Annotated in this window: 20 protein-coding genes; 5 read left to right on the top strand and 15 right to left on the bottom strand. The window is 69.2% G+C overall.

Annotated elements, in window-relative coordinates:
• Positions 1-26: 26 nt before the first annotated feature.
• The 10 genes from MYMAC_RS18450 to MYMAC_RS18405 form a co-directional block, all read right to left on the bottom strand.
• On the bottom strand, positions 27-1,844 hold the full coding sequence (locus tag MYMAC_RS18450; protein ID WP_095959023.1) for a serine/threonine protein kinase: 1,818 nt from the start codon (positions 1,842-1,844) through the stop codon (positions 27-29).
• Complete coding sequence (locus MYMAC_RS18445; protein ID WP_095959022.1) at positions 1,841-2,716, bottom strand: DUF2381 family protein; 876 nt, start codon at positions 2,714-2,716, stop codon at positions 1,841-1,843. Before MYMAC_RS18445 ends, MYMAC_RS18450 begins: the two co-directional genes overlap by 4 nt.
• Positions 2,717-2,816: 100 nt before the next feature.
• Positions 2,817-3,572, bottom strand: coding sequence for a DUF5953 family protein (locus MYMAC_RS18440; RefSeq protein WP_095961618.1), 756 nt, complete (start codon positions 3,570-3,572; stop codon positions 2,817-2,819).
• Positions 3,569-4,477: a DUF6310 domain-containing protein gene (locus MYMAC_RS38675; RefSeq protein WP_095959021.1), complete on the bottom strand. Its 909-nt coding sequence runs from the start codon at positions 4,475-4,477 to the stop codon at positions 3,569-3,571. The genes MYMAC_RS18440 and MYMAC_RS38675 overlap by 4 nt, the downstream gene beginning before the upstream one ends.
• Positions 4,478-4,927: 450 nt before the next feature.
• Positions 4,928-5,701 carry an RluA family pseudouridine synthase gene (locus MYMAC_RS18430; protein WP_239989602.1) on the bottom strand — a complete coding sequence of 258 codons (774 nt, stop codon included), beginning with the start codon at positions 5,699-5,701 and terminating at the stop codon, positions 4,928-4,930.
• Positions 5,698-7,137 (bottom strand): M16 family metallopeptidase, encoded by a 1,440-nt coding sequence (locus MYMAC_RS18425; protein WP_095959020.1) that lies wholly within the window; start codon positions 7,135-7,137, stop codon positions 5,698-5,700. Before MYMAC_RS18425 ends, MYMAC_RS18430 begins: the two co-directional genes overlap by 4 nt.
• A gap of 31 nt (positions 7,138-7,168) precedes the next feature.
• The gene (locus MYMAC_RS18420; RefSeq protein WP_013940340.1) at positions 7,169-8,482 is read right to left on the bottom strand and encodes a M16 family metallopeptidase; all 1,314 of its coding nucleotides are present in this window, start codon (positions 8,480-8,482) and stop codon (positions 7,169-7,171) included.
• Between the two features lie 28 nt (positions 8,483-8,510).
• Positions 8,511-9,176, bottom strand: a complete 666-nt coding sequence (locus tag MYMAC_RS18415) for a response regulator (RefSeq protein ID WP_013940339.1) — start codon at positions 9,174-9,176, stop codon at positions 8,511-8,513.
• 4 nt (positions 9,177-9,180) lie between these two features.
• A complete protein-coding gene (locus tag MYMAC_RS18410) occupies positions 9,181-11,253 on the bottom strand; it encodes a serine/threonine-protein kinase (RefSeq protein WP_239989601.1) in 2,073 nt (690 codons plus the stop codon).
• On the bottom strand, positions 11,250-11,564 hold the full coding sequence (locus MYMAC_RS18405; RefSeq protein ID WP_082207229.1) for a hypothetical protein: 315 nt from the start codon (positions 11,562-11,564) through the stop codon (positions 11,250-11,252). The genes MYMAC_RS18410 and MYMAC_RS18405 overlap by 4 nt, the downstream gene beginning before the upstream one ends.
• A 73-nt stretch (positions 11,565-11,637) precedes the next feature.
• Between MYMAC_RS18405 and MYMAC_RS18400 the strand changes: the two genes are divergently transcribed.
• Positions 11,638-13,347, top strand: coding sequence for an HAD-IG family 5'-nucleotidase (locus MYMAC_RS18400; protein ID WP_043711279.1), 1,710 nt, complete (start codon positions 11,638-11,640; stop codon positions 13,345-13,347).
• Between the two features lie 116 nt (positions 13,348-13,463).
• Complete coding sequence (locus MYMAC_RS18395) at positions 13,464-14,060, top strand: Uma2 family endonuclease (protein WP_013940336.1); 597 nt, start codon at positions 13,464-13,466, stop codon at positions 14,058-14,060.
• A 9-nt stretch (positions 14,061-14,069) separates the two neighbouring features.
• Here the strand turns inward: MYMAC_RS18395 and MYMAC_RS18390 are convergent, their stop codons facing one another.
• The gene (locus MYMAC_RS18390; RefSeq protein ID WP_095959018.1) at positions 14,070-14,933 is read right to left on the bottom strand and encodes a class I SAM-dependent methyltransferase; all 864 of its coding nucleotides are present in this window, start codon (positions 14,931-14,933) and stop codon (positions 14,070-14,072) included.
• A gap of 183 nt (positions 14,934-15,116) precedes the next feature.
• On the opposite strand from MYMAC_RS18390, the gene MYMAC_RS18385 reads away from it, so the two are divergent.
• A complete protein-coding gene (locus MYMAC_RS18385) occupies positions 15,117-17,357 on the top strand; it encodes a di-heme oxidoreductase family protein (RefSeq protein ID WP_204817711.1) in 2,241 nt (746 codons plus the stop codon).
• Positions 17,358-17,428: 71 nt separating this feature from the next.
• On the opposite strand, the gene MYMAC_RS18380 is transcribed toward MYMAC_RS18385, so the two are convergent.
• The 4 genes from MYMAC_RS18380 to MYMAC_RS18365 form a co-directional block, all read right to left on the bottom strand.
• Positions 17,429-19,594 carry a sensor domain-containing diguanylate cyclase gene (locus MYMAC_RS18380; protein WP_043711273.1) on the bottom strand — a complete coding sequence of 722 codons (2,166 nt, stop codon included), beginning with the start codon at positions 19,592-19,594 and terminating at the stop codon, positions 17,429-17,431.
• Positions 19,591-19,872 carry an FtsB family cell division protein gene (locus MYMAC_RS18375; RefSeq protein WP_013940332.1) on the bottom strand — a complete coding sequence of 94 codons (282 nt, stop codon included), beginning with the start codon at positions 19,870-19,872 and terminating at the stop codon, positions 19,591-19,593. Before MYMAC_RS18375 ends, MYMAC_RS18380 begins: the two co-directional genes overlap by 4 nt.
• A 74-nt stretch (positions 19,873-19,946) precedes the next feature.
• Positions 19,947-20,462: a TlpA family protein disulfide reductase gene (locus MYMAC_RS18370; RefSeq protein ID WP_013940331.1), complete on the bottom strand. Its 516-nt coding sequence runs from the start codon at positions 20,460-20,462 to the stop codon at positions 19,947-19,949.
• Between the two features lie 5 nt (positions 20,463-20,467).
• Positions 20,468-20,950, bottom strand: a complete 483-nt coding sequence (locus MYMAC_RS18365; protein WP_204817709.1) for a Fur family transcriptional regulator — start codon at positions 20,948-20,950, stop codon at positions 20,468-20,470.
• A 443-nt stretch (positions 20,951-21,393) separates the two neighbouring features.
• Between MYMAC_RS18365 and MYMAC_RS18360 the strand changes: the two genes are divergently transcribed.
• Positions 21,394-22,545: a hypothetical protein gene (locus tag MYMAC_RS18360; RefSeq protein WP_095959016.1), complete on the top strand. Its 1,152-nt coding sequence runs from the start codon at positions 21,394-21,396 to the stop codon at positions 22,543-22,545.
• 29 nt (positions 22,546-22,574) lie between these two features.
• Positions 22,575-22,898, top strand: coding sequence for an FmdB family zinc ribbon protein (locus MYMAC_RS18355; protein WP_013940328.1), 324 nt, complete (start codon positions 22,575-22,577; stop codon positions 22,896-22,898).
• Positions 22,899-22,922 lie beyond the last annotated feature (24 nt).

Below are 22,922 nucleotides of genomic sequence, written 5' to 3'. Positions count from 1 at the left end.
CCTACCCGCCACGTCCCCCAAGGGGCTCAAGGCCAGCGGTAGACGACAGACCCAACGTCCCAGTTGCGCGCTTTCACCTTGCCGTCCGTGAAGGCCTGGGCAACGCCCTCGACCACGAAGCAAATGGGCTGCTCGTCCTGACCTGGGAGCTTCACGCGGTCATACCGGACGACGAGCGCCGGTCCGTCCGCGCGGCCCATCTTGTCGGACAGATAGTAGGCCTTGCCGTAGAAGCGGGTCCCGGCGGGGGCGAGCTCCCACTGGCGCATGCCTTGGTCCATGCCCTTCGGGACGATCCCCACCACATCGGCACCAGGAGTGAACCACACGTTTTCCATTTGCGCGTAGCGATCGTCGAACTGAACCAAGAACCTTTGGCCGGACGTCCAGTGCAGGTGCTCCTGCATGGCCTCAATCGCCCCTGACGGGCAGGTGAAGGACTCGGGCCGGATCTGGGCGCTGGGACAACCGGCCATCAACGCCGCGGCGAGCGACAGCGACGCGCATTTGACGGCAGGGGGAGACTTCTTCGATGCGCGAGACGTGCGTCCTTGGGTCATCGCTTCAGGCGGCGGGGTCTTCAAGGTGGATCCTTCCTTCTGTGCGGCAGCGCTCTCCGGCCCCGAGGGAGCCACGGGAGTGGGGGCAGGAGGTGACATAGCAGGAGAGGCTTTTACAGGCGGTGCCGAACGGTGGGGGCTGAGAGGACGCGGGCTCGCCGCGACGTGCGGCTCGGTGGCAGGGGCCTCAACCTCGCCTGAGTAACTCCAGAGGCCCGCACCGACTGCGAGCGCGACGACGCCAGTGATGGCGGCAAGGCGCCACACCTGCCGACGCGGGCGGTCCAGCAAGGCAACCGGCCGCTTGAGGGGAACGGGCGTGGGCAGCACGGCCAGTGCCGCGAGGGGGGCGCCTCGCGCGGACTCCACCTGTCGCTGCTCCGATGGTGGGTGGCACGTCACGTCGTAGGCGTCAGAGGGATGGGCCCGGAGATCCGCCAGCTCGCGACGGAGCGCCTCGGTGTCCACCGGGCGCTGGGAAGGCTCATGGGACAACATGCTCAGAACGAGGTCACTCACCCCGTCGGGAACACGCGCGTTCACCGTTCGGGGAGACGGCGTCATCAGGGCGGGGTTGTTCAAGTCGAAGCGCGCCCGGTGCGCCGTAGGGCGCGGGTCAGTCAGCAGTTCGTGGAGCATGACGCCCATCGCGAAGATTTCATCGGAGACCTGGGAGGCGTAGCGAGCCCGGGGCTCGTCCCTGTGTTCCCGCATGAATTGAAACTGTTCGGGGGCCCGATAGCGCTCGGTGCCCGGGGGCAACCCGCCTCCCGTCAGGTCCTCGGCGAGGGTATAGGTCGCGCAGCTGAAATCGATGATGACAGGTTCACCATCACTCTTCCGGATCAGGACGTTGAGCAGCTTCAGGTCCCGATGCAGGACGCCCATCCTGTGCATGTACGCCAGCGCACTCGCGAGCTTTTCAAAGACGCTCAGGAGCTCGCGAATCGTCGGGTGCTTGCGTTCGGCCCACTCCGCGAGCGTCCAGCCGTCCACGTAGTCGAGCGCGAGGTAGAGGTGGCCACTCTCCGCGACCCCGAACCCTCGCGGCTGGGCGATATTCAGGTGGTCCAGCATGAGCAGCGACGTCACCTCACGCAACGTGCGCGCGTGCGTCTGCTTGGCGTCGCCGCTGGTCTCCCGGTGCCTGGCTACTTTGAGGGCACGCTGAACGCCGTTCTTTTCACCAAGGAAGACAACCGCGAAACCGCCGCCACCAAGCGTCTTGGAAACCTGCCACCCGTCAATGAGCGAGACTGCCGGCACCGCAATCGGCTTGGTCACTGGGCAACCCCCGCTCCAGGCTTCGGAAACTGCACGTCCGGAATCGACAAATGCCGGCCTCCATCCCCGCGAATCTCCAAGGTGGCGACAAAGCTTGCATCAGCCTCCTGGATTTCGGCGACCGCGAGAACGCGCCTGCTTTCTCCGGGAGGAACCGGGAGCTTCTTGTCGGTCACGATCCGCGCACGCAAAGGCACGCCAACCCGACCTGTGAAGGTCGCCTCCAGCGGTGCCCAGGCGGGTTGTCCGGCCCCGTTGACGATCATCATGTCTACGAGGATCCAACCCTTCCCCCGAAAAGACACGGCACGGCTTGGTTCAAGTCCGCGTGCGCCGGTCCATGTCGCTTTGATGGGGGAAATTGAGACACCCTCCGCATCCAAGTAGCCAAGCAGCACGAAATCTTCGGGCTTCGGCGTCGGGGCGCGAGCGTCCGTCGGACAGGTCTCGTTCGGTGGCGCCGGGCGCTGCACCTCGATCCGGATATCCACTTCAGCCGGATCGGTCACGAGCGTAAACGCCGCCCGTGCCGGAACCTTGCCGTCCGAGAAGAAGACTCCGAGTTCCTGTCGTTCGCCAGCGGGAAGATCGGTCAGGGGCTGAACGATGACGGAGCGCTCGCCGGCATCCAGGACGCGGAGCCGCGACTCATCGAAGGTGAGGGTCTTCCGCTGGATTGGCGAGGGAAAGAACAGCAGCGTCATGGTGTCCCGCGCGACGTGGATGATGGGCGGCGAGTCGGCGGGAGCGCTGGCGACTGTAACGGAACGCTCGCGCCTGACACGCGCCCCCGGTGCCGGTTCAGCCCTCGCGGTAGCTCCCCACTCGAGAACCAGCGCCAGAGGAAGAGCCAATCTCAAAGGTTGGAACAATGGTACGTGACCTCCCGAATGGGCACGCTACCATCACCAACGCACGCGCAGTGGGGCTCTTTCCTACCGCCGGCGCGGCCGCCCAAGCCCCCGAATCGAGTCAAGGCGCTGCACGTCCGCCAATCTCCGGGAAGCGCTCATAGGCCCGCTTCAGCGCGTCCAGGTGGGCGGGGTTGTCCAGGTCGAGCGGCGCGTCCGAGAGCTGCACGACCCATCCCCCCGTCGCCGTGCGCCGCGCTCGTGAGAGCAGGTCGGCGTCGCGGGCGGGGTCTGGGAACCCGATGGCCTGTGCGGCAGCGGCAGACCAGTAGTTCATCCAACCAAGGTAATAGGGAATCTCGGGCGAGCGTATGTGCGGGGGGAGTTTCAGGGCGGGCAGACCCCGGCGTGGAGAAGGCGGACCTTGCAGCGTGGGTGCTGTCTGATACGCGATGTCCACCTTGGCGGCGTACGGCGTTGCACTCCCCCAGAAGGCGCGTGCGCCCTCCGCCACGGCTTCAAGCACAGCCGCCGCTGCCGCAATCACAGCCTCGCACAGTGGCATTTTCGCATGGACTTCCAAAAGGGGCTGACCGCCTGGACTGAAGAGTCCCGGCTTTTCCCTTCCATCAACCGTCACGGGGTAATTCACGTCCCCGTTGCAGACAATAGGAAATTCCCCGTCCTCAATGTTCTCCAGGATCCATGCATCACGCTGTGGTAATGAGATGGGGCGCCCGCTGTCTGAGAGCCGCCACTTCAGCCGCAAGCCGGATAGTGCCTGTTCCATTCCATGGATGACGTCGACCGCGCGACCGTCTTTGCCCACGAGCGCAGGCGCGTAGGCGATAAGGTTGAGGGTTCTTTGCTTAGTCATCGTGGGCATCCCGTGACGCTGATATTGAGGGACTCATCCTCGGCGAGCAGAGCGTCTTTGTGCGCTTGGGTGCTAACTCCGATCACAAAGCCATATCCACACGCCACTGCCATGTTTCGCTCCTTCTTAATTTGTTTGAGTTCCTTCTTGATCTCCATGTCCTGGACAAAGGCATTGTACTCATCAAATTGATGAGTCTTGATCTCCCACAGCACGCGCACGCCGACCTGCAGTGCATCGAAGCGTACTCCGCCCACGCTCACGTCCATGCCGGGATAACGGTTGGGCGGAAACTTGTCGGCACACTCGTTATGCGGACCATCTTTGGAGGCGCGCGGCACAGGGACGGGCCTGCACTCGGGGCGGCGCTCTCGCTCCAATGGAGTGGTAGGCACCGGAGGAAACAAGTCCTGCCCTGATGGCTCGGAATTGGGTTTGCGGTGCGTCAAACGAACCTGCTCATTGGATGGCCGTGTTTGAGTCTCGGGCTTGGCTCGCTCACGAGATTCCCTCCGGTATGCATCCAACTCCTCTTTGATGGCGACTGCCACTACCACCACGCCAACAACAATCATGGCTCCAATGACTATCTCGGGTGCTATCAGTATGCAGACGCCCAATCCAAGAGCAGCGCCCCCCGCAGATGCGACACTGCATCTTCCCGTGACATCGCGGAACTCAATTCGGTCATGGTCGAGCGCGTGATAGCACCGCTCCACAAGCACGGCCCATTCGTTGGATGCCTCCCGCACCACGCATCGCCCGCCATCCGCCCACGGTAGCGTCGCCGCCCGTTGGAGGTTGGCGACCCTCTGGTTCCGAGCCGCTGGGCCTTTCGGGCTCGGCGACGACGTAGCGCAGGCTGAGAGAAAGAGCAGAAGTGTGGCGCAGGCGCGGAGTCGCATGGTCACGTCCTTACAAATGGGGTTCCGCCCGCCACACACGACAGCGAGGGTGCTCGGACCGCTCCCAGTCCCGCAGCGCGGCCCCCTGGTGAGCCAGAACCGAGTGCATCCTGTCCGAGCCGCCGCAGCTCAGCGGTACACCTTTCCACCGTGTCCTTCCGGCAGACGTGCGTGAAAGGCCCTGGCGCACCCCGGTATCGTCTTCGGCCCCCATCACCAGACGGAAGAGAAGTCCCGCGCCCCGGGGCATGGGCGCACCGCGGCGGCGGCCTATTCGGGCGCCAGCCGGGAGAAGGTGGCGCACGCCTCGCTGCACGGTGGGGACGTGTACCAGGGCCGCTTGAAGGGCAAGGTGTAAAGGGAAGCCTGCCATGTCAGCACCAATCCTGGCGCTCGGAGTGGACCCCGGTTGCCACCACGCACCGGGCGGGCGGCGTTACCCGAAATCGCCTACTTCGGCTCCTCTTCTGTCTTCCCATCTTCCCCTTCAAGCGGTGCGCCCATGAACGCAAATCGCCCAGACATTTGGACGACCATGAAACGCAGCAGCTCGCGGGCCCGAGCCATGTCCCCCGGCATCGGCGCGTCCACGGCGCGCGCCTCGACCCCCGGCAGGGCCGGCCACTCCACGCGCGCGGCATGAAGCGGCGTGCGCGCGATCACCACCGCGTCCCCTTCCCCGCCCAGGTCCTTCTCCGTCAGCGGCGCCTCGCGGCCGTACTGATGGTCCACCAGGAGCGGGTGCCCCAGGGACAGAAGGTGCACGCGAATCTGGTGCGTCCTGCCGGTGAGGGGCTCGGCCTCCACCAATGACGCGCGCTCGAAGGTCTCCACGGGCCGCACGCGGGTGCGCGAGGCCTTGGCGTCGGCCTCCCCGGGCCGGGCCACGCGCATGCGTCCCTTGCGCGCGGCCACCAGCGGCGCATCGACCATCCGAGGCGCCTCCACCCGGCCCTCCACCAGCGCCACGTACCGCTTGCGCACCTTGCCCGTCTCGAAGGCCCCGGACAGCGCCCGGTGCACCGCCGCGTCCAGCGCGAACACCAGGGCCCCCGAGGTGTCCCTGTCCAACCGGTGCACCACGAAGACCTTCTGGCGCCGCTGGGTCTCCAGCAGCTCCCGGAGCGAGGGGCCCCCCTCGCGCCCGGGGATGACGAGCATCCCGGGCGGCTTGTCCACCACCAGCACACCGCCGCCCTCGAAGAGGATGCGGACGTCGGTCACTCGTACTCCGACGCCGGGACCACGGTGATGGGGCCCAGGCCCTTGAGCTGCTTCTTCACCGCGTCCGCCTTGCCCAGCACCACCACGGCGGGCGCCTGCGCGAAGCAGTACTTCTTCGCGGCCGCGGCCACCTGCCTGGGCGTCACCGCGCGCAGCCGATCCCTGAACTTCTCCACCCAGTCATCCCCCAGCCCGTGCAGGCGGGCCTCGGCGATGCTGCCGGCGATGGACTCGTTCGTCTCCGTGCGCAGCGGATAGAGGCCCGCGAGGTACGACTGGGCATCCGCCAGCTCACGCGGCTTGAGCCCCTTCTCCCGGACGCCGCCAATCTCCGCCAGCGCCACGTCGATGATCTCGCGCGTGGACTCCGTCTTGGTGAACGTGGACAGCGCGAAGACGCCGGCCGCGTTCATGGAGTCGAACCACGAGCTGACGCCGTAGGTGAGGCCGCGGTTGACGCGAATCTCGTTCATCAGCCGCGAGGTGAAGCCACCGCCCAGGGCAATGTTCATCGCCGTGGCCGGGAAGTAGTCCTCGTGGCCCATGCGCATGCCGGGGCCGCCCAGCCGCACCTGGGACTGCGTCTGGTCCGGCTTGTCCACGAGGATGACCCGCCCGCCCTGGGCGATGCGCTCCGGCGAGGGGACGGCCACGGGCGCGTCCGGCCCGCCCGACCACTCCGCGAACGCCTCCTCCGCCGCGGCCGCCACGCGGCCCGGGTCCACCGCGCCCACCACGATGAGCATGGACACCTTGGGGCCCATGCGCTCCTGGTGGAAGCGCACCACGTCGTCGCGCGTGAAGGTCTTCACCGTCTTCGACGAGCCGCCCACGTCGTGGCCGTAGGGGTGGTTCCCCCACAGCGCGCGGACCATGGCCCGGTCGGCGATGACGGACGGGTCGTCCAGATCGTTGGCGAAGTGCGCCAGCTCCCGCTCGCGCGCGTCGTCCACCTCGGACTGCGGGAAGGTGGGCTCACGCACCAACTGGCCCAGGATGCCGAGCATCTGCGCGAAGTGCTCGGACGGCGTGGTGATGGCCACCGAGATGGTGTCCTCACTCACGGCCACGCCCAGGCTGGCGCCGACGAACTCCACCGCTTCGTCGATGGCCTGCGCGTCCAGCAGGCGGGTGCCCCGGCGCAGCAGCCGGGCGGTGAAGTCCGCCAGGCCGTGCTTGCCGTCCGGGTCGGTGGCGCTGCCCGCGCGGATCACCAGCCGCGCGGCCACCAGGGGCAGGGGGCCACGCTCGGCGGCGATGACCTTCAGCCCGCTGGACGTGGTGCTTTCATGCAGCGAGGGCAGCGTGAGGGCGCTCGTGGTGGCGCGCGGCGCGGCGCGCTTCGTCGCGGCCTTGCGGGCGGCGGGCGCCTTGCGGACGGGGCGCTTCGCCGCGCGGGCGGGAGACTTGCGGGAGGGGCTCTTGCGAGAGGCCATATCGAGTGGACTTTCCTTGTGCGGGCCGGGCTCAGGCCTCGGTGGGCGCGGGAACCAGCGTCACCACGGAGCGGGCCTCGGGCGCGAAGTACTTCGCGGCCACGGCCTTGACCTGGTCGTTGGTGATGGAGGCGTAGGTGGCGGGCAACGTGAGGAGGCGGCGCCAGTCACCCAGCAGCGCCTCGTAGTGCCCCAGGGCATGCGCCCGGCCGCTGTTCGTGGCCAGCTCGCGCAGATGGTCCGAGCGCAGGTTGTTCTGCGCCTTCTGCAGCTCCCGCTCGGTGATGCCCTCGCGCGCCACCTTCTCCAGCTCGGCGTACAGCGCGGCCTCCACCTGCTTCGGGTCGGAGTCCGGCTTCAGCGCCAGGTAGAAGAGGATGGTGCCCGGGTCGATGCGCCAGCTCCAGTCGAGCATCAGCGACACGGCCAGCTTCTGCTCGTACACCAGCGAGCGCACCAGCCGGCTCCCCTCCCCCTTCGTCAGCACGTACTGGATGACGTCCAGCACGAAGGTGTCGTCGCTGCTCGCGGCGGGGCCCCGGAAGCCCAGCATCAGCGCGGGGGACTGCGCGGGGTGTCGGACCTCGGCGCGGCGCTCGCCCTTCTGCTCGGGCTCGGCGTTGAGCACCGGCGCGGGCGCGGGGCCCCGGGGGATGTTCCCGTAGTACTTGCGCACCAGCGCCAGCGTCTTCTTCGGGTCGATGTCCCCCACGATGTACAGCACCGCGTTGTTGGGCGCGTAGTACGTGCGGAAGTACTCCTGGCAGTCCTCGCGGCGGATGGCCTCGATGTCCGCCATCCACCCGATGACGGGCCAGCGGTAGGGATGCGCCTTGTAGACGAGCGTGCCCAGCTCCTCGTCCATGAGGCCGAAGATGTCGTTGTCCACGCGGACGCGGCGCTCTTCCTTCACCACCTCGCGCTCGCTGGTCAGCGTCTGCTGGGAGATGCGCAGCGAGCGCATCCGGTCCGACTCCAGATCCAACACCGTCTCCAGCGCGTCGGCGGAGAAGTCGTCGTAGTACACCGTCAAGTCGTTGGACGTGTACGCGTTGGAGCGGCCGCCGTTGGACTCCAGCGTCTTGTCGAACATCTTGGGGCCGTACTTCTTCGCCCCGTTGAACATCATGTGCTCGAACAGGTGGCTGATGCCGGTGATGCCGGGCCGCTCGTTGCGGCTGCCCACCTGGAACACGGTGTAGAGGCTGACGACGGGAGCCTGGTGGTTGGCCACCAGCCGCACCTGGAGGCCGTTGGGAAGCGTGGCCTCGTGGACGTCGAACAGCGACTCGAGGGCGGGGTCCGCCACGCGCGTGGGCACTTTGCTCGGGGAAGCCTTGGGCATAGGTCCCCCGAACCTAGCCAGAGCGTGGCTATAGATCCACGACACCCGCACGCAAGGCCATCACCACGGCCTCCACATGCGAGTTGACGCCCATCTTCCGGTAGATATGAGACAGGTGCGTGCGCACCGTCCGGCGCTCCAGCGTCATCACGTGCCCCACCTCGGCGTTGGACAGGCCCTTGGCCACGTAGCGGAGCACCTCGAACTCCAGCGGCGTGAGGTTCCAGGGGTTCTCCGGCTTCTGCTCCTCCTGGGTGGACTTCGCCTGGACGGACTGGAAGTAGTTCCAGAAGCGCCGGGCGATGATGGGCTCCAGGACGGTGCCGCCCTCCATCACCTCCTGGATGCCGGAGCGGATCTTCTCCGGCCCCACCCGCTTCACGAGGTAGCCGGAGGCCCCGGCCTGGATGGCCTCGTAGACCTTCGTCTCGTCGTCGAACGACGTGAGGATGAGGATCTCCACCTCCGGGGCGCGGCGCTTCACCCGCTGCGTCACCTGGATGCCGTTGATGCCGGGCAGCTCCAAATCCAACAGGACGAGCTGGGGCCGGAGCTGGACGATGTCCTCCACCGCGGCCTCCCCTTCCTGGGAGGTGCCCACCACCTCCAGTTCGGGGAAGGTGGCCAGCACCTTCACCAGGTTCTTCAGGAGCTGGGGTTGATCCTCGACGACGAAGATACGGGTCGGGTCCATGGTCTCAGCGCCTCGGGAGCGTGAACGAATCCACCAGCACCTTGAGGTGCTGTCCGCGCCTGAGGCGCAGGTCCAGCTCCTTGGGCTCACCGGTGGCGACGGACACCAGCTTGATGCGCCGGGTGCCCATCCTGACGGGGTATCGGTTGAGGGGCGTACGGCGGTTCAGCCGCGCGCCGTCGACATAGACGGTCGCCGGCACGTTGGTGGTGATGGTGACATAGGCGCGCTGGGACTTCGGAGGCACCTTGGGCTCGACGGCCGCGTCCTCCGCGTCCTCGCGCGGCGCCGGCGCTGGCGGCGGGGGCCGCCGGGCCTCCTCTGGCGGCGCGATGGGCATGGGCGGCGGAGGCCCCTCGGCGGCCTTCGCGGCCGGCGCCTCCACCGGGGCCTCTTCCAGCGCCTTCGCGTCGTTCCCGTCGCGCTGCCAGGCGGCGAACAGGAAGGAGACCAGCCCCACCCCGGCGATGGCCGCCGCGATGCCCAGCCGCCGGCCGTACCGGTGCCGGGCAACGGACAGGCGCCGCTCCGCGCTGACCAGGCGCCGGTGCACGTCCGACGTCGAAGGCAGCGCCGGATCCGAGGGCGGCATGGCGATGTCGTCGCGCCCCCGCGGCCTGGCTGGATGCACCGCGGGCAGCGCGTCTGGAATCGTCTTGGGCCCCTTGGCCTCCGCGGGCGCCCGGCGAACGCGGGCGCCCCGGCGCCCGGGCGCGGAGACGGACACGGAGCCTTCGTCGTCCTCGGACGGCTCCGGCGAGGAGAAGTCCTCCACCACCTTCAGGCGCGGGTTGCGCCCGATGCGGGTGTGGCCGCTCCCCGCCGCGGCCTGCTGGCGACGGGGCTTGGGCGGGGCGGCTCCGGGCGGCGCCTCCCAGCCCTGCTCCAGGGGCCCGGCGGGAGCGGGGCCGGTCTCCTCGTCCGCGGGCGGGGCCGCGCTGGCGCGAGCGGGCGGCCGCAGCCGGGTGGCAACGTCCGCGATGTCCGGCTCGTACAGCTCCGGGCGGTAGTCCTCGAACATGGGGCCGGAGGCCTGCTCCGTCTCCGCGTCGGCCTCGTCCTCCGCGGTCAGCGAGCGGCTGTACGGCGCCCGCTGGACCACGGACTTCTCCAGCTCCTCCGCGCGCAGGTCGTCCATCTCCGCCCCGGAGATGGGCTCCAGCGTGAAGGGCTCCTTGAACGGCGGCGCCCCCGCGCTGACGAGGCTCATCTCATTCGGGAACAGCTCGCGCACGAAGCGGCGCACGTCGTCCGCCGTGGGCATGCCGCCGCTGGCCGCCAGGTGGTTGCGGAGGGACGCCGCGAACTCGCCGCAGGAGCGGAAGCGGCGCTGGGGCGTGGGCTCCAGCGCGCGGAGGATGAGCGGATCCAACCGCGAGTTGATGCGCCGGTCCACCCGGCTGGGCGGAGGCAGGGACTCGCTGCGCCGCGTGGACACGCCACCGCTGCCGGACACCACGGGCTCGCGCTGCGTGAGCAGCTCGTAGGCGATGGCGCCCAGCGAATAGATGTCCGACTGCGCGGAGTGCGGCTCCCCGCGAGTGACCTCCGGCGCGCGGTAGGTGCCCCGGCCCCGGTGGCCGAAGGACTTGCGGAGCTGGGGTACGGCCATCAGGGCGCGCAGCGCGCCGAAGTCGCACACCGCGGGCAGGCCGTCCTGCGACAGCACCACGTTGCCCGGGGTGATGGCGCCGTGCACCACGCCCGCCTCGTGCGCCTGGTGCAGCGCCTCCAGCAATTGGATGACGATGTGGAGCGCCACGGTGGGCGGCAGCATCACGTCCTTGGAGTGCAGGCGCTGGAGCGCCGTGCCCAGCGTGAAGCCGTCCACGTCCTCGCGGACCACGGCCAGGCGCTGGCGGACGACGCCCAGGTCCACGACGTGGAGGATGCCCGGGTGCCGCACGGGCTGGAGCAGCCGCGTCGTCTCCGCCAGGTCATGGGCATAGGCCGGATCGGACGTCCGGGGGTGGAACAGCTTCACCACCACCGGGATGCCGGGGAGCTCGATGCCCTGGTACAGCTCGGCCAGCTCGCCGCCTTCGACCTTGCCCGTCAGCCGGTACGTCGCGCTCATCGCTTCTTTCGCGCCGGACGGCGCCGCGTGACGGCGGAAAAGACGAAGCCACACCACACGCACGACTCGCCGCGGCGCCCGCGAGGCAGCTCCAGGGTGCAACCCGGGCACCGGGGGCGGGCCCGGGCCGGGCGGGCGGGCTCGGCCGCGCGCTGGGCCGTCCGTCGGGCAGCGGACTCCGGGGCGGCCTTCAGGCGCAGCCGGGCCTCCAGCCGGCGGACCCGGTCTTCGAGCGCGGCGATCCGGGCGGACAGGCGAGCTTGAACCGCCTCGGGGGCCTCCGAGGGCTGTCGTCGGGTGGGCGAGCGCATCGCAGACCCCGGAGCGTGCCATGCCCGCTCGGAACCCGGCAAGGAGAGAGCCGGTCCCGCCCACACGCGTGTTATGAGTCGTGGTCCCTTGGCACCGTCACTTTCCCCGTTTCGTCCCATCCCGGGTGGGCCCGCGCCGGACCCGCTTCACGGGAGCTTCCGCTCTCCCCTCAATCGAGCCCGCGCCGAGGACGCCGCGCGCAGGGCCGGTGGGCTGCTCGCCGATGAGGAGCTGACGCGGCTGCTCACGTCCCCCCGCGAGCGCCGGGAGGTGGTGCAGCGGGCGCGGGAGATCTTCGTCAACCGCAACCTGCGCATGGCCAGTGTCGAGCTGTTCGGCTTCGACATGGATTACACGTTGGCCATCTATCACATGCGCCGGCTGGAGCAGCTCTCGTTCGACATGACGCTGGCGAAGCTGGTGAGCGAGTACGGCTATCCGCCGGTGGTGGGCGGGCTCCTGTACGACCACCACTTCGTGATGCGCGGCCTGGCGGTGGACCGGGTGAACGGCAACATCCTGAAAATGGACCGCTTCGGCCACGTGGGGCGCGCCTATCACGGGCTGCGTCCGCTGAAGCGCGAGGTGTGGCGGGAGCTGTACCGCAACAAGCGGGTGCGGCTGCGCAACCCGCAGTTCGCCTGGAACGACACGCTGTTCGCGTTGCCGGAGACGTGCCTGTACGCGGGCATCATCGAGCTGCTGGAGTCGCTGGGCCACACGGTGCGGTACGGCAAGCTGTACGACGACATCCGCGAGGCCATCGACACGGTGCACCGGGACAACTCGCTCAAGCGCGAGGTGCGCAAGGACCTGGCGCGCTACGTGTTCCTGGACCCGGAGCTGGGGCCGGCGCTGCACAAGCTGCGCTCGGGCGGCAAGCGGCTGTTCCTGCTGACGAACTCCGCGTGGGACTACACGGACGCGGTGATGAAGTACCTGCTGGACGGGCAGCTCGCGGAGTACCCGAGCTGGCGGAACTACTTCGACGTGGTGGTGACGTCCGCGGGCAAGCCGGGCTTCTTCACGGATTCACGTCCCTTCCTGGAGCTGGACGCGTCCACGGAGGAAGGCCGCGTGGTGGGCGAGGCCACGTCGTTGGATCGCGGCAAGGTGTACTCGGGCGGCAACCTGGCGCGCTTCGAGGAGCTGACGGGCTACCGCGGGGAGAACATCCTGTACGTGGGCGACCACATCTACGGCGACATCTTGAAGTCGAAGAAGTCGTCGCTGTGGCGCACGTGCATGGTGGTGCAGGAGATTGAAGACGAAATCACGTACACCGCGACGCGCCAGGAGGACATCGGCACGCTGTCGCAGGTGGAGGTGCTCCGCGAGCGCCTGGATGACGAGGTGAACCACCACAAGACGCTGCTCAACCTCCTGGAGCGGCGGCTGGAGCGCGAGCAGCTCGCGCCGGACGAGCGCCTGGGCGTGGAGGAGCTCCGCAAGCAGACGAAGCTGGAGCTGGACCGGATGCGGCGGGCCTTGAAGGAGGCCAACGAGGTCGCCGACACGTTGGAGCACGACGTGGAGGAAGGCTTCAACCCGTACTGGGGGCTGCTGTTCAAGGAAGGCAACGAGAACAGCCGCTTTGGCTACCAGGTGGAGCAGTACGCCTGTCTCTACACGAGCCGGGTGTCGAACTTCCTGCACCACTCGCCCATGCAGTACTACCGCTCGCCCCGGGACAAGATGGCCCACGAACAGGCCGGAGCCCTGTCCGCGCGCCTGTCCCCCATGGGCGGCGAAGGCCCCCCGCGGGGCGCGGAGAACGAGTAGGCCGCGGGTGACGTGTCAGACCCTCCATTAGGATGGGAACCTGTCAGGTAGCCGACCCACAGGGCTGGGTGCTAGCCTGAGGATGAAAAGGGTTCCATCCAGGGAGAGGTGCGGGCATGGGCAGGGGAAAGAGTCGGAAGCCGGCGACCTACGAGGACATCGAGCAGCTTCCGGTCGGCTGGGTTGGGGAAATTGTCGACGACGCGCTGTATGCCTCGCCCCGGCCCGCCTTTGGGCACCTGCGGGCGGCCTACCGGCTGGCCAGCCTCCTCTCACCGCCCTTCGAACTCTCGCCTGAGGGTCCTGGCGGCTGGTGGTTCCTCGCTGAACCCGAGCTCCATTTCGCTCGCGACGTGCTGGTGCCCGACGTGGCTGGCTGGCGCCGCGACCGAGTGCCGGAGCCCTCGGACCCCGAACTGCCCTGGCTGACCATCGCCCCGGATTGGCTGTGCGAAGTCCTCTCCCCTTCCACGCGAAGCCTGGACCGGACCCGAAAGATGCCGCTGTACTTCCGCGAGGGCGTCGGAAACGTCTGGCTCATCGACCCGGTGCGGCAGTCGCTGGAGGTCTATCGGCGCGGGAAGGCGAGTTGGGTCCGCAGTCAGTTGTTCACGGGGGACGTCACCGTGAACGCCGAGCCCTTCGAGGCCGTGCCACTGCAACTGGGCATGCTGTGGACACCGCGCGCGGGAGGCCCGCCGGTCCACCCGTGAGCCCTTCCCTCATGGCTCGGGCAAGGGCCCCACGCGCCCCCAGACAACATCGGTGAAGCGCGAGCCGGGCTCATCCGCCAGGCCCAGCTTGCGCAGGTCATCCGTGTACTTGGCGCCCTTCACCACCACCCACCGCCGCGCCACGCGCCGGCCTTCCGCCAGCGTCTCCTGCGTCAGCGGCGCGTGCTCCGCGAAGCGGCGGAGCATGTCGAACGCCGGCTGCGCCTTGCGCGGCCTGGCGAACATCGGGTCGAAGAAGACGACGTCGAAAGAGCGCGGCGGCAGCGTCTTCAGGTACGCGCGCGCGTCCGCGTGCACCACCTCGATGGGCCCCGAGTCCTCGCCCAGCGCGTAGCGCCGCAGCCCCTCCCCCGCCACCGCGCCCAGCGCCAGGCTCGCCTCCAGGCCCACCACGCGCCCCGTGGGTCCCACGGCCAGCGACGCCACCATGGCGTCCTGCCCCAGCCCCAACGTGCAGTCCAGCACCGCGTCCCCGGCGCGAAGCTCCGCCACCCGAACGAAGGCATCCTGCTCCCCTTCCCGCAGCCGCATCCGCCGCAGGTGCGCCATGCCCGCGTGGAAGCCGAACGAGCCCTCCGCGTCCCACAGCGTCACGCCGTCACCGCCCACCACCAGCAGCGCCGCCGCCTTCGTCCCCAGCCACGGCGCCACGCTCTCCTTCGCGCGGCGCGGCAGGAAGGGCACGCTCCACCGCGCCGCCACGGCGCGGGCCTCGCGCACCAACGCCGCGTCCACCTTCGTGCTCGTCGTCACCGCCAGCGGTACCAGGGCCACCCTCCTGCCTCGCATCCACCATGCCCGCAGCGAAGGAGCAACGGTTTCCGCCATCCACGACGCCGCGCGCCAACCCACCTCTGGCCTGTCGCGTCAATCGTGGAAGGCCCTGCCAGCCACCGTCGCCGAGCCGACAGGATTAGATGGATTTAACGAACTCCATAGGAATTCGCGCCTCCGTGCCTCAGAATCAGACTTCCTTCGGACGATGGAGAATCTCCCCAATCCGCGCCCGGAGTGGATCGCTTGGAGAGGACAACGATGCGCAACAGAACAACAGGAATGGCCGTTGCCGTACTGGTCGCAACCCTCTTGGTGGGCGACGCGTTCGCCGCCACCTACGGAGTCACGCCTTCGGGTTCGTCCGCGGTTTTCTTCGTCGACACCAACGCCTGGGCGGACATCCACTACGTCCGCAACAACCAGGGGCAGCTCAACTATCGGATGGGCATCGTCAACGGCCGGAACCAGTACACGGTGACGGGCCTCTCCGCCGGCGACACCATCGACTACTCATTCACGTACTGGGACGTGTCCTGCAACTGTGCGCGGGACACGGCGTGGACGCGCTACACGCACTCGGGCACCAACCCTCCGCCTCCCCCGCCGGACTCGGGCACGCCGCCGCCCACGGACGCGGGGACGCCTCCGCCGGGCCCCATTGGTCCCATCGTCCCGCTGTACAGCAGCAGCACGGCGCTGGAGCCTTCCACGGTGCAGGACACGTCGTCCGCCATCATCACCCGCGTGGGAGATCGCGTCCGCGACCGTCACGCCCGCGAGGACATGTTCCAGGCGTATGACCACTACCTGCCCCTGTACTTCCAGGCGCGCACGCACCACATCGAAATCGTGGACGAGGTCGCCAAGGGCGGCAACCGCATCACGGTGAACCTGTACCCCGTCGCCCCCTACGAGCGCCCCGACTTCCGCGCCTTCTTCCGCGGGCTGGGCACCGTGGCGGAGTACTTCCACAACGCCCAGTTCACCCGGGTGAACGACTACCACTTCACGTCCAGCGTGAACTTCAACGCCAAGGAAGGCCGGGCCATCCGCGTGGGTGACCGCATGGAACTGGAAGTGGGTGTCTTCCTTCGTCAACCGGTGGAAGGCCGTTTCAACTACTACGCCACCACGTACCTCTACATGGTCGGCTCGGGCGGCGTGGTGCCCTTCGATGTGACGGGCTCCATCCGGGACTCCATCCCCATGCCGGAGGCGGGCTGGAGCGGTGGCCGCACCACCCTGAGCTCGCCGCAGTCCAACGAGCCCGACAACCGCTTCCTCCAGATGGCCAACAACCTGGCGCCGGTGAGCGCGCAGCCCTTCGTGGAGGGACGCCGCATCCACCACACGCACTTCGGTGACGGCAGCCACTCCGAGGCGGGCAACCCCGCCCTCACCCAGCACCAGGGCAAGCTGGGCCCCAACTACGTCGCCCCGTCCTGCGTCGCCTGCCACGTGCAGAACGGCCGCGGCCTGCCCCCGGGCAACAACACGACGCTGACGAACTACGTGGTGAAGGTGGGCCAGTCCAACGGCGCCGCGGACCCGTTCCTCGGCTTCCGGCTGCAGCCGCGCCGCACCAGCGGCACGCCCGAGGCCGAGGCCCGCATCTCCGGCTGGACGACCACCAGCGGCACCTACGGCGACGGCACCAGCTTCCAGTTGCGCCGGCCCAACTACAGCTTCCTCAACAACACGCCCACGAACTTCTCCGCGCGCATCACCCCGCAGCTCGTGGGCATGGGCCTGCTGGAGGCCGTCGCCGAGACGACCATCGCCGGGCTGGCGGACCCCAACGACAGCAACGGGGACGGCATCTCCGGCCGCATGCACCAGGTGAGGGATCCGCAGACGGGCCAGACGCGGCTGGGCCGCTTCGGCTGGAAGGCCAGCACCGCCACCGTGCGCCACCAGGTGGCCGAGGCCCTCAACAGCGACCTCGGCGTCACCACGTCCGTCTTCCCGTCGCTGGACTGCGGCCCCTCGCAGCAGGGCTGCTCCGGCACCAGCACCGAGCTGGCCAACGCGGAGCTGGACAAGCTCACGCGCTACATCTCCCTGCTGGGCGTGCCGGCGCGCCGCGGCCTGGCCGACGGCACGGTGCAGCGCGGTGAGACGCTGTTCCACAACGCGGGCTGCGCGCGGTGCCACACCGCCACGCTGACCACCAGCAACTTCCACCCGCACGCCGAGCTGCGCGGGCAGACCATCCGTCCGTACACGGACCTGCTGCTGCACGACATGGGCGCGGGCCTGGCGGACAACCTGCCGGACGGCCAGGCCACGGGCGCCGAGTGGCGCACCCCTCCGCTCTGGGGCATTGGCCTGACGGCGGGCGTCAGCGGCGGCGAGGCCTACCTGCACGACGGCCGCGCCCGCAACCTGGCCGAGGCCATCCTCTGGCACGGCGGCGAGGGCCAGGCGGCGCGGAACAACTTCGCCAACATGAACAGCGCGGACCGCAACGCGCTGCTGGCGTTCCTGCGCTCGCTGTAATCCGCTGAAACGACAAAGGGGGCCGCGCGTCACCGGCGGCCCCCTTCCTCTTCACGGACCACGAACTCGACTCAGGAAGCGTTCGCCGCCTGGAGCTTCCGGCCGCCCTGCATGATGGCCACGGTGACGGACTGGTTCCGGCCGTTGCGCTTCGAGTGGTAGAGGCACTGGTCGGCCAGGTCGATGAGCTGCTGCTTCTCCATGGCGCTGTCGGGGAAGGTGGCGATGCCCAGCGACATGGTGATCTTCAGCGGCCCCATCTCCGTCTGGAACGTCTCCGCCTTCACGGCCTCGCGGATGCGCTCGGAGATGGTGAAGGCGCCCTTGGCGTCCGTCTCCGGCATGATGATGACGAACTCCTCGCCGCCGTAGCGGGCGACGATGTCCGTGTCGCGCGCCATCGTCTTGATGATGCGGGCCACGCCCTTGAGCACCTGGTCTCCCGTCGGGTGGCCGTAGGTGTCGTTGACGCTCTTGAAGTGGTCCACGTCCGTGAGGATGAGGGAGAACTTGCGCTGGTAGCGCCGGGACTGGGCCAGCACCTCGTCCGCCTTCGCCTGGAAGGTGCGGTGGTTGAACAGGCCGGTGAGGCCGTCCGTGGTGGCCATGCGCTCCATCTGCTCGTAGAGCTGCGCGCGCAGCACCGCCTGGGCGGCCTGGATGGCGATGACCTCAATCATCCGCAGCACGTCCTGCTCGAACGCGGCCTTCTTGCGCGAGCCCGCCACCAGCGTGCCCAGGATGCGGTCGCCCGCCACCAGCGGGAAGATCTTCAGCGCGCCCAGGCCGCGAATCTGCGTCTCGTCGTCGAAGATGATCTGCCGGTCCATGGCCTTGATGTCGCGGCCCGGCAGCGGCGCCCCGTAGCGGACCACGTTGGCCACCAGGCCGTTGTTGTCCTCGAAGCTCTGGCCGGACAGCGCCTGGCCCTGCGCCGTCACACCGGACATGCGCACCACGCGGTGCATCCGCTTGCCGTCCACCTCGGACACCAGCGTCACCGCGCAGAAGTCCAGGCCCGCGAGCTGCCGGGTGCTCTCCAGCACCGCGACGAAGACCTGGTCCGGGCTGCCCGCGCGGTTGAGCTCTTCAATGGCGCGGAAGAAGCGGTCCTTCTCGTCGCGCGTCTTGCGGATGTAGCTCATCACCCGCTCCACCTCGATGGAGCGCAGCACCTCGCCGGCGATGATGGAGAGCAGCTTCTCGTCCTGGTCGCTGAAGGGCTCGTTCGCCAGCCGGTCCGCCACCAGCACGCCGCGCACCAGGCCGCTGGCCTCCAGGATGGGCACCGCGAGCAGCGCCTGCACCGCGGGGCCGCCGCTCTCGTAGTGCGTCACGCCCTTGAGCCCGTTCGGCGAGTTCATCCGCACCGGGGCGCGGCGCTTGAGCACGCCGCCGATGATGCCCTCCCCCGCGTTGAAGCGCTCGCGCTGCACGCGCTCGGAGCCGGAGCGGCAGTCGTACAGCTTGAGGCTCCGGTCATCCGACGTGAGCAGGAAGGCGGCGCAGGTGTTCGTGCGCAGCCCCGTCTCCGCGATTTCGAGCGCGGCCTGCACGGCGCCCTCAATCTCCTTCACCGAGGCCACCAGCCACTTCTCGTCCGAGCTCATCCCGCTGAAGCTGTCCTGCGTGCCGGAGGACACCAGCCGGAAGGTGCGCGCGCGCTCCTCCACCTCGCGGATGCGCTTCTGCACCGCGTCGCTCTCCGCCCGGCGCGCCGCGGCGATGCGGGCCGCCAGCACCAGGTGGTAGAGGCCGGAGAACAGGGCCAGGAAGGCCGCGTGCGTCAGGTAGCCCGTGGCGTTGGGCACCGGCCCGCCCAGCGTCACCAGCGCGTCGAACACCAGCGCCACGCCCAGCAGCGTGAGGCCCGCGTTGCGCGGCAGGAAGGCCACCAGGAACGCCATCAGCAGGTAGACGATGGGGAACAGATCCCCGCCGCCAATGGCCACCACCACGAAGGCCGCGGAGAGGAGCGCGCCGCCCAGCTCCAGGTCGTCCCGTAAATCAATGACGGCGCCCACCGCGCCGCGCATGGCCCGGCGCCAGGCGGCCACGGCGATGCCCACCAGGAGGCAGCCCACCAGGGCCGCCTCGGTCCACCCCAGCGTCTGGAGTCCGCGGAAGCCGCCGCGCGCCAGGTGGATGAACGTGGCGAGCGCGGCCGCGGCGGGGATGGAACGGACCGCGAGACGCAGCAACCTTCCGGGAGACGGAAACTCGGGAAGCGACGTCATGGGGACTCCAGGTGGAAGACGATCTCGCCCGGCTTCACGTAGCCGAGCTCCTCACGAACGGCGCGCTCCAGCGCTGCCGGGTCCTTGCGCAGGGCGGCAATCTCGCTGCGCAGGGCCTCGTTCTGGGCGGCCAGGGAGCGGTTGCGGGCCTGCACCGACTCCACGTCCTGCCGGAGCGAGAGGTAGCGGCGGAAGCCCTTCGCGTCCACGACGGACACGAGGCTGAGGGCCGCAGCCACCCCCACCGCCACCACCAGGAACTTTCGCCTCGCCGTCATGAGCGCGGAGGACCGTACCAGTGGCCCCCTGCCTCGCAAGATTTCCGCTCCAGGCCTGTAGCAACGCCGCGGAGCTACTCGGGCTGGGCCAGCAGCTTCTCCACGGCCTTGGCCATGTCGGCGTGGGACTCCACCCCGTGCCAGCCGGCCACCGCGCGTCCCCGGCGGTCCAACAGCACCGTGGTGGGCAGCCCCTGGATGACGCCGAACGCGCTGTGGCCCTCGATCATCGCCGTGTCGGCCACCAGCACCGGGTAGCGCAGCGCGTAGTGGTCCGCGAAGGGCGCCAGGACCTTCTCCCCTTCCAGGTCCATGCCCACCGCCACCACCTGGAAGCCCCGCGAGCCGTAGTCCTTCTGGAGCGCCTCCAGCGTGGGCATCTCCGCCAGACAGGGAAAACACCACGTGGCGAAGAACGAGACGAGCACCACCTTGCCGCCCAGCGCGCGCACGTCATGCGGCGTGGGCCCCACGGACGGCAGGGCCAGCGCGTTCAGGAAGGCGGGGCCCGCGTCCACCGGACGGGTGCCGCGGCAACCCGCCAGCGCCACCAGCGCCACGACAGCGGCCCCTCGCAGCGCGCGGGTCATGACGCTCAGGCCTCCGAGGCGGGCGGCCCGGCCCGCTGACAGTCACGGCACAGGCCGTACAGCTCCATCTTGTGCGACGTCACCTTGAAGCCGTGCTTGCGGGCCACCGCGTCCTGGAGCGCCTCGATGCGCTCGTTCTCGAACTCGATGATGGTGCCGCAGCGCGTACACACCAGGTGGTCGTGGTGGTCGCGCCCGGCGGCCGCCTCGTAGCGCGTCTGCCCGTCCCCGAAGTTGCGCGCGTGGGCCAGCCCGCACTCACTGAGCAGCTTCATGGTCCGGTACACGGTGGCGACGGACACCTTGGTGTCCTGTTCACGCACCTTGTTCCACAGCTCCTCCACCGACAGATGGCCCCCCACCTCGAAGAACGTGTCGATGATGAGGCTGCGCTGACGCGTGCTCTTCAGGCCGTGCTGGGCCATGTAGCGGGCGAGCACCTCATCCTTGTCCTGGGCGTCGTGGTGGTGGTGGTGGCTGTTGCTCATGTGAAATCCTTCAAAGTCGCCGCGGGTCCGCGCCGCGTCTCCGGCGCCACTGGGTAGAGGCCCGCCGCTGCCCCGCCCTCCGCTCTTGTTGTAACCAATCCGACGTGCCGCCGCGACCCGGCCATTTCCCACCAACGCCGCCCCTCCGGCGAAGAAAACGTCACCGGCATGTGTTGGCCTCCGGACGCGGCGGGCCTGATACTCCCGTCCCTTCCTCCCCGCAACGCCCGGCGTGCGGCCCGTGGGAGCGCCTCCCCACCTGCCCGCTCGTCCTCGCGACTTGCACTCGCCGTAGGCTGTTTAGATTGGAATCGGACTGGCTCATTGACACCCGTCTGTGGGCGAAGATAGAGGCATCCGCCCTCGTAAACGAGCATTTTTCCGCGACATTCATGAACAGTCCCTGGCAGAGAAGACGGCAGCCCGATGACGTCCCCACCCCCGTGGCGGTTGCCGTCTCGGACTTCTGCCGGCGCGCGAAGGCCCCCGCCCCGGCACCCGAGGTCCGCGAGGCACTGGCCCTCCTGGCGGAGGCGGATGACTTCCGCGTCCGCGCGCTGACGGACGCCGAACCCGAGGCCTCCCCCCTGGGGCCCTTCGCGGTCATCGACATCCTGAGCGGGACGCAGGCCTCCGTGGCCGCCCAGCGGCAGGCCTGCGGCTTCTACGAGGTCGCCCGCGAGCTGGCCCACGTGCGCGATCAGAAGACGCCGCCGCCCGCCCCGGCGCCCGCGGAAGCCCCGCTCACCTTCGCCCCGCCGCCGCCCGCCCCGGACGCCGCCCCTGGCAAGAAGGCCCGGGCGAAGGAGGACCTGGAGGCCACCGTCAAGGAGCGCATCGCGCCGCGCAAGCGCGCCCCGGCGGAGGACGCCGTGGGCTCGCCCGCCGACCTCGCCGAGGAGCCCGCCTTCTCACGCAGGGACCTGCCGCGCCCCCGGGGCCGCTTCACCCGCGTGGAGGCGCCGCGCGCGTCCTTCATGGAGCTGACGCGCCTGTCCGGAAAGCCCACGCTGGAGGCCGCCCTGGAGTCCGCCGACCACCGCTTCGCGCTGCTGCGCGCCCTGTCCCAGCGCTTCAACGGCGCCCGGGGCGAGCTGACGCTGGTGGACCTGGAGAACGTGCTCCGCGACCACGCGCTGATGGACGCGCTGGTGGAGAAGGAGCGCCGTCAGGTGCTGGACGGCTACACCACCCAACGGGGCGCCTCCGGCCGCGTGGGCTGGGCCCTGGGGCTCAGCCCCCCGGAGCTGCAGCGGCTGGTCTCCGTGCTGTCGCTGACGGAGGAGGTGGAGGCCCTGCGCGAGCGCTTCCGCCGCGAGGCCCTGGCCACGCCCCACCTGACGCACCGGCTGGACCTGCTCGGCCGCGAGAAGTACCTGGCCGACCTGGGCATCCAGCGGAAGTTCGCCGACGCGCTCCGCAAGGAACTGGAGCGGCTGGTCGGTGAGGCCCTGCCCGACGCCGAGGACCTGCACGGCCTGGCGGATGCCGTCGCCCGCAAGCACGGCGCCCCCGCCGAGCTCGTCTTCCGCGCCTTCGAGCGCCTGGGACTGGCGGAGGGCCTGCGCAAGCAGCTCCTGGCCAGCTCCCGCTGAAACAACCCCCTGACGAGGCACTGAGAACCATGCCCATCTACGAGTACTCCTGCCAGAGCTGTGGAAAGATGATCGACGTGCTGCAGAAGATCTCCGACCCCGCCCCCGCCACGTGCGGCGCGTGCGGCGCCGAGGGGTCGATGCAGAAGGTCGTCAGCCGCTCGAGCTTCGTCCTCAAGGGCGGCGGCTGGTACTCCGACCTGTACAGCTCCACCAAGAAGGACGGCGGAAGCAGCTCGTCATCGAGCAGCAGCGGCGCCTCCTCTTCGTCGAGCGCGTCCACGTCGGCCAGCAGCGCGCCCAGCACGCCGGCGCCGGCCCCCGCCGCGGCGGCCGCGAGCGACAAGAAGTAGGCCCGCCGGGGGGGCGGTCCCGCC

The sequence above is a fragment of the Corallococcus macrosporus DSM 14697 genome (assembly GCF_002305895.1).
Taxonomy (GTDB): domain Bacteria; phylum Myxococcota; class Myxococcia; order Myxococcales; family Myxococcaceae; genus Myxococcus; species Myxococcus macrosporus.
The sequence above is the reverse complement of the archived record's forward strand: the minus strand, read 5'-3'. Positions and strand labels throughout refer to the sequence as shown.

Bases quoted from the DNA above. Each gene is read 5' to 3' on its own strand.
- MYMAC_RS18440 (WP_095961618.1), bottom strand. From the start codon at position 3,572: ATGACTAAGCAAAGAACCCTCAACCTTATCGCCTACGCGCCTGCGCTC.
- MYMAC_RS38675 (WP_095959021.1), bottom strand. From the start codon at position 4,477: ATGCGACTCCGCGCCTGCGCCACACTTCTGCTCTTTCTCTCAGCCTGC.
- MYMAC_RS18425 (WP_095959020.1), bottom strand. From the start codon at position 7,137: ATGGCCTCTCGCAAGAGCCCCTCCCGCAAGTCTCCCGCCCGCGCGGCG.
- MYMAC_RS18420 (WP_013940340.1), bottom strand. From the start codon at position 8,482: ATGCCCAAGGCTTCCCCGAGCAAAGTGCCCACGCGCGTGGCGGACCCC.
- MYMAC_RS18415 (WP_013940339.1), bottom strand. From the start codon at position 9,176: ATGGACCCGACCCGTATCTTCGTCGTCGAGGATCAACCCCAGCTCCTG.
- MYMAC_RS18410 (WP_239989601.1), bottom strand. From the start codon at position 11,253: ATGAGCGCGACGTACCGGCTGACGGGCAAGGTCGAAGGCGGCGAGCTG.
- MYMAC_RS18405 (WP_082207229.1), bottom strand. From the start codon at position 11,564: ATGCGCTCGCCCACCCGACGACAGCCCTCGGAGGCCCCCGAGGCGGTT.
- MYMAC_RS18400 (WP_043711279.1), top strand. From the start codon at position 11,638: ATGAGTCGTGGTCCCTTGGCACCGTCACTTTCCCCGTTTCGTCCCATC.
- MYMAC_RS18395 (WP_013940336.1), top strand. From the start codon at position 13,464: ATGGGCAGGGGAAAGAGTCGGAAGCCGGCGACCTACGAGGACATCGAG.
- MYMAC_RS18385 (WP_204817711.1), top strand. From the start codon at position 15,117: ATGCGCAACAGAACAACAGGAATGGCCGTTGCCGTACTGGTCGCAACC.
- MYMAC_RS18380 (WP_043711273.1), bottom strand. From the start codon at position 19,594: ATGACGTCGCTTCCCGAGTTTCCGTCTCCCGGAAGGTTGCTGCGTCTC.
- MYMAC_RS18375 (WP_013940332.1), bottom strand. From the start codon at position 19,872: ATGACGGCGAGGCGAAAGTTCCTGGTGGTGGCGGTGGGGGTGGCTGCG.
- MYMAC_RS18370 (WP_013940331.1), bottom strand. From the start codon at position 20,462: ATGACCCGCGCGCTGCGAGGGGCCGCTGTCGTGGCGCTGGTGGCGCTG.
- MYMAC_RS18365 (WP_204817709.1), bottom strand. From the start codon at position 20,950: ATGAGCAACAGCCACCACCACCACCACGACGCCCAGGACAAGGATGAG.
- MYMAC_RS18355 (WP_013940328.1), top strand. From the start codon at position 22,575: ATGCCCATCTACGAGTACTCCTGCCAGAGCTGTGGAAAGATGATCGAC.